The following is a 5,704-nucleotide window of genomic DNA, read 5'->3' on the forward strand; positions in this document are numbered from 1 at the left end:
GGCTCTTCACAATCCAGGGTGTAGTTGTGGTCTGAAGCCTCCGGTCTCGAGCAGCGATCTGGCGATGTAGTTGGTGAGGTTGCGGAATCCGAGCGCTGAGCCGCGGAGGTGTTCGAGCCGGCCGTTGATCGCCTCCGTTGGACCGTTCGATGTGCCGGGTCGGTCGAAGTAGGCCAGGACGTCCTCAGCGCGCTTCTTCAGCGTCCGCCCGAGTGTGGTCAGCTCGGTCAGCGCCTTCGGCACACCGCTGCTGAGCGAGCCGATGAGCTTGGTCATCAACTCGCGGCCCGCGCGCCGGTCCTCGTGGCGGTAGGCGGCGATCATCTGCTGGTAGACGCCCCAGGTCGCCTCGACCTCGACATGGGCATCGACGGCGAACAGCGCGCGCAGTCGGTTGGCCTGCTTGTCGGTGAGGAGATCGGCGCCGGTGTGCAGGGTGCGGCGGGTGGAGTAGAGCGGGTCGCCCTTCATTCCGCGGTGTCCGTGGATGGTCTGCTGGACCCGGCGGCGGCACTTGTCGAGGGCGTCGCCGGCCAGGCGGATCACGTGGAAGGGATCCATGACCGCGACCGCGTCGGGAAGCTCCTCGGCGGTGGCGGTCTTGAACCCGGTGAACCCGTCCATCGCGACGACCTCGACACCGTCACGCCAAGGGTCGGGACGCTCGTTGAGCCAGGTCTTGAATGCCTGCTTGGAGCGTCCTTCGACCATGTCGAGCAGCCGTGCGGGGCCTGTGCCGTCACGGATCGGGGTGAGGTCGATGATGACGGTGACGTACTTGTCGCCACGTCTGGTGTGCCTCCAGACGTGCTCATCGACGCCAACAACCTTCACGCCATCGAAGCGGGCCAGGTCGTCGATCAGGACCCGCTTGCCCTCGGCCAGAACGGCATCGTTGGCGGTGTTCCACGCGACCCCGAGCCCCTCGGCAACGCGGGCAACGGTGAGGTGGGCGACCACGATGCCCTCAAGTGCCCACCGCAGACCCCGTCTGGTCAGCTTCGCCCGCGGCTCGGCCGCCAGACTGGTGTCCTGACGCCACACATGGCCGCAGCCGCTGCACCGGTAGCGGCGGATCGTGACCAGCAGCGTCGTAGGACGCCAGCCGAGCGGCTCATGAGCCAACTGCCGGGTGACCGTGTCGCGTGGCGACCCTTCGCAGCCGCAGCGTCGGCACCACTGATCAGGCTCGAGGACCCGGCACGCGAGAACCGCGCGACCCGGTTCGAGGCGCTGGCCGGTGACGATGAGGCCGAGCTCGTCAAGGCGGCAGAAGGTGGACAGATCGGGGTCGCCGAACGCGTCAGAGCGCTCGCCGACGGTAGCGTCGGGCACGTCGAGGTCTTCCAGGTGGCTGGCGTAGGAACCGCCATCTTCGGGAGACCTCGACGCCTATCCCGGGACCGACGCGCCAGACGTCGCTACACCCTCAACTGTGAAGGGCCCGTTTCCTCCCGAGACTGGGTCTCGACCCGCCGTCGCGAGCTCGCAAGCTCGCTCGCGGGCTCGCTCGACCTCTTCGCGTCGCGCTCCGTCGCTTCGCTCCGGGTCGCGGCTCAGACGACCTGGTGCAGCCAGCGCACCGGCGCGCCCTCGCCGGCGTGGCGGAACGTCTCCAGCTCGTCGTCCCAGGGCTTGCCGAGCAGCTTGTCGATCTCGCCGAGCAGCGTGGTGTCGCCCAGCGCCGCCTTGACGACCGCGGCCTTGAGCCGGTCCTCGGGGATCATGATGTCGCCGTGCAGCCCGGTGACGGCGTGGAAGACACCGAGCTCGGGGGTGAAGGAGTAGCGCGCTCCCTCGGAGCCGGCGGTGGGCTCCTCGGTGATCTCGAAGCGCAGGTGGTTCCAGCCGCGCAGCGCCGAGGCGACGGCGGCGGCCGCACCGACCTGGCCGGTCCAGGACAGCTCGGCGCGATAGGTGCCCGACTGGGCCGGCTGCGGGGTCCAGTCCAGGCTCACGGGGACGCCGAGGACTCCGCTGACCGCCCACTCGATGTGCGGGCACAGCGCGGAAGGCGCCGAGTGGACGTACAGGACGCCTCGCGTCGCGGCGCGGGTGGCAGTGCGTGCGGTCACCGGGACCCTCCTTCATCTCCAGCGCGAGATGCGCCTTCCCCAGCGAGCTCGCAGAGATGCAGAGGTGTGAGTGACACGGGTGTAGTTGTGCCCACCATTGTGGCCCATGGGAGGCGGGAACGCCAGCGTCAGCGACCGCGTGCCGATCCGGCGCCCCGGGCGCGGTGCGGGCCGAGCTCGAGCAGCGTGTCGATCACCTCCTCGGCCAGCCCCAGTCCCCCGAGGTGGCTCTCGCCGTCGATCACGCTCATCCGGGCGTCGGGGAGCCGGTCGACGACGTGCTGGCCGTGCCGGAAGGGGACGATGTGGTCGGCGTCGCCGTGCCACCAGCGGACCGGCACCCGCACGTCCGCGATCTCGAACCCCCAGGGCCGGGTGAACAGGATCAGGTCGGCCAACGGCGCCGAGGTCTGGAACCGGCTCCCGTTGAGCAGGTCGTCGAGGAACATCGCCTTGAACTCCGGGCGGGAGAGCAGGAACCTGTCGCCCGGCGGCTGGAGCGCGGCGTAGAGATCGAGCACCGGGCCGGCCAGCGGCCGGACGACGCGGATCGCCTGGGTCAGCGTCACGCCGAGCGGCACCCGCGCGAGGGTGAGCAGCGGCGCGACGTGCACGGCGAGCTCGATGATGCCGCCCTCCGCCGCGTCCGGACCCCGGGTCGGGGCGACGCCGCCGAGCACGCCGATCCCGTGCACCCGGTCCGGCATCGCCGCGCCCGCGGCCAGCGCGTAGGGCCCGCCGCCGGACAGCCCGATCAGCCGCACGGTGTCGATCGCGAGCGTCTCGAGGAACAGCTCGAGGTCCTGGGTCCAGTCGAGGACGTTCGGGTACAGGTGCGGCGTCGAGGACCCGATCCCGGGCCGGTCGATGCCGATGATCCGCACGCCGCGCCGGTCGGCGTACTCCCGTGCCTCGAGGGGGATCTGGCGACGCGCGCCCGGCGTGCCGTGCATCCACACGATCACCGGACCGCTGCGAGGGCCGTACTCGGCGAAGCTCAGCCGCCGCTCGCCACGGACGGCGACCGTGCCCTCGAGGGCTGGTCTCCTGACGTTCCCCACGACCAGGAGTCTGGCACGTCACCACGGACCCTGCGGAACGATCCGCACGGCTGCGCCCGTCTCGTTCAGCAGCGTCCCAGTCGGACCGCTCCCGGGTCGACGATGTTGGCGATCTCGCGCACCGCGCCGAGGAGCTGGCCGTCGCCGACGACCATCGGACCGTCGACGACGTCGAGGACCACCACGGTGACGTTGTCGCGGCCACCGGCGGCGAGCGCCGCCTGGGTGAGCACCGCGGCCGCCGAGTGCGGGTCCGCGACACCCAGCAGCTCCTCGATCATCGGGTCCGGCACCAGGTCGGTCAGCCCGTCGCTGCACAGGAGCAGCCGGTCGCCGGGCCGCACCGGGAGCGGCAGCAGGTCGACGCCCTCGTGGACCGGGTCGCCGTCCAGCGAGCGCAGCACGACGTTGCGCCACGGGTGCCGACCGACCTCCTCGGGGCGCAGCTGGCCCGCGGAGACGAGCCCCTGCACATAGGTGTGGTCGTTCGTCAGCCGGGTCAGCGCCTCGTCGCGGAGCAGGTAGGCCCGGGAGTCCCCGACGTGGGCGAGGACCGCCCGGTGCCCGTCGCAGACGATCGCGGTGACCGTGGTCGCCATGCCGAGCCGGTTCAGGTCCCCCTGCACGCCTCGCCGGATGCTCGTGCGCGCGGCCTCCATGCCGTCGAGCAGCAGCGCCTCGGGCTCCTCCCCCATCCGGCCGAGCACGGTCGCGGTCAGGGCGTACGTCGCCGTCGCGGAGGCCACCTCGCCCGCGGCCGCACCGCCGACACCGTCGGCGACGACCGCGACGTAGGGGCCCACGAATGCCGAGTCCTCGTTCTGGGGGCGCACCAGGCCGACGTCGCTGACGCCAGCACCCGAGAATCGCAGCATGGTGGAACCTCTCCTGCCGAGGTGCGGTGGAGTCTAGCCCAGGCGCTTCTCGAGGAGCGTCGCCCGACGATCGGCGTCGGTGATCTCCTCGCTGTCGATCGCGTGGGTGCGGTGAAACCACGCCAGCGCGTCCTGCTCCCGGCCGGCCGCCTCCAGAGCGTCCGCGTAGGCGTACCGGAGTCGCACGACCCAGGACGCCCGGCTCTTGGAGGTCAGCGGCGCGAGCTCGAGGGTGCGCAGGGCGGCGTCGAGCTGGCCCAGGTCGCGGCGCGCCCCCGCCTCGACGATCGTCATCTCGGCCTTGGCCTCCGGGGCGAAGTTCGCCACCGACGGGCTCTTCGCCAGCTTCAGTGCCTCCTGCGGCTTGCCGAGCGCCCGATGGCAGTCCGCCATGATCGGCAGGTAGGCCGTCGCGCCGTTCATGCGCTTGGCGGCCCGGAGCTCGGCCAGCGCCTCGGCATAGTGACCGGCCGCGTACGCCGCCTCGCCGGTCGCCTCACGGACCACCGCGAGCCGTGGGGCGCGAGCGCGTGCCGCCAGGGTGTGCTGGTAGGCCGTCTCCGGGTCCTCGTCCACGAGCAGCCCGGCGGCCGCGAGGTGGCGGGCCACCCGGGCCGCGAGCTTCTCCGGGAGGCCCTTGAGCTGCGCCGCCACCGAGCGGTCGAGCTCGCGTCCGGTGACGCCCTCGGGCAGGTCCGGCCCGTCGTACACCGCCTGCTCGGCGGTCCGGGTCCCCTGCTTGTCCGCGGGACGCTTCCAGTCGTTCTTCCGGCCCGGACGATCCGCCTGCCGGGCCGGACGGTCGCCGCCGGAGCGCCGCTCCGGCCGTCCGCCGCCCGAGGTGCGCTCGGCCTCCGGGGTCCAGCGCTGACCGCGCTCGGAGGACTTGGCGGACGACGGGCGCCCCTGCGCGACGGTGCGCTTGCCGGCAGGCTTGCCCTTCGCGGCACCGGCCGGCTTGCCCGTTGACCGGCCCGTGGGCTTGCCGCCACCCTGCGGCTTCTGACTGCGGCGTTGCTCGGCCACGACTGCTCCTGCTCCTGCGCCTGCCTCGGCGCTGCGTCGAACGTTCGAAGAAATGCACGTAGGGGCCACCAACGGTGGCCCCTACGGAGTGTATGTCCGGCGGCGTCCTACTCTCCCACAGCCTCTCGGTTGCAGTACCATCGGCGCTGAAAGGCTTAACTTCCGGGTTCGGGATGGGACCGGGTGTTTCCCTTTCGCTATGGCCGCCGTAACTCTTGCGGTCGAGTCCTGGGGTGGTCACAGGGCTCTTCCAAGCCATTGTTCAGTTGGATACACGTTCAGTTGAAGACACGTGTTGGTGTGTTGGATGTGGACGCGAGGGGTCGTTGTGGTTTTGGTTGAGGGTTTGTGGGACAAGCCCTCGGCCTATTAGTACCGGTCGGCTGGGCATTGCTGCTGTACACCTCCGGCCTATCAACCCAGTGTTCTGCTGGGGGCCTTACCCCCTCGAGGGGGTGGGAAACCTCATCTTGAAACGTGCTTCCCGCTTAGATGCATTCAGCGGTTATCACTTCCGAACGTAGCTAACCAGCCGTGCCCCTGGCGGGACAACTGGCACACCAGAGGTTCGTCCATCCCGGTCCTCTCGTACTAGGGACAGCCTTTCTCAAGTTTCCTGCGCGCGCGGCGGATAGGGACCGAACTGTCTCACGACGTTCTAAACCCA

The 5,704-nt window shown here is 70.6% G+C and carries 5 protein-coding genes and 2 rRNA genes; all 7 read right to left on the reverse strand.

Going from position 1 to position 5,704, the window contains the following annotated elements:
• Positions 1-6: 6 nt before the first annotated feature.
• Positions 7-1,335, reverse strand: a complete 1,329-nt coding sequence (locus tag VGD85_RS14165; RefSeq protein ID WP_331064086.1) for an ISL3 family transposase — start codon at positions 1,333-1,335, stop codon at positions 7-9.
• Between the two features lie 221 nt (positions 1,336-1,556).
• On the reverse strand, positions 1,557-2,075 hold the full coding sequence (locus VGD85_RS14170) for a DUF3145 domain-containing protein (protein WP_331064087.1): 519 nt from the start codon (positions 2,073-2,075) through the stop codon (positions 1,557-1,559).
• Between the two features lie 128 nt (positions 2,076-2,203).
• Positions 2,204-3,136, reverse strand: a complete 933-nt coding sequence (locus tag VGD85_RS14175) for an alpha/beta hydrolase (RefSeq protein WP_331064088.1) — start codon at positions 3,134-3,136, stop codon at positions 2,204-2,206.
• Between the two features lie 65 nt (positions 3,137-3,201).
• A complete protein-coding gene (locus VGD85_RS14180; protein WP_331064089.1) occupies positions 3,202-4,011 on the reverse strand; it encodes a PP2C family protein-serine/threonine phosphatase in 810 nt (269 codons plus the stop codon).
• A 33-nt stretch (positions 4,012-4,044) separates the two neighbouring features.
• Positions 4,045-5,037, reverse strand: coding sequence for a tetratricopeptide repeat protein (locus VGD85_RS14185; RefSeq protein ID WP_331064090.1), 993 nt, complete (start codon positions 5,035-5,037; stop codon positions 4,045-4,047).
• Between the two features lie 94 nt (positions 5,038-5,131).
• Positions 5,132-5,248, reverse strand: a 5S ribosomal RNA gene (gene rrf, locus VGD85_RS14190).
• Between the two features lie 138 nt (positions 5,249-5,386).
• Positions 5,387-5,704 (reverse strand): 23S ribosomal RNA (locus VGD85_RS14195); the annotation flags it as partial.

Source organism: Nocardioides sp. (genome assembly GCF_036401255.1).
GTDB lineage: Bacteria > Actinomycetota > Actinomycetes > Propionibacteriales > Nocardioidaceae > Nocardioides.

What these genes read in the sequence shown, in the direction of transcription:
- VGD85_RS14180 (WP_331064089.1), bottom strand. Translation starts at nt 4,011, where the DNA reads ATGCTGCGATTCTCGGGTGCTGGCGTCAGCGACGTCGGCCTGGTGCGC.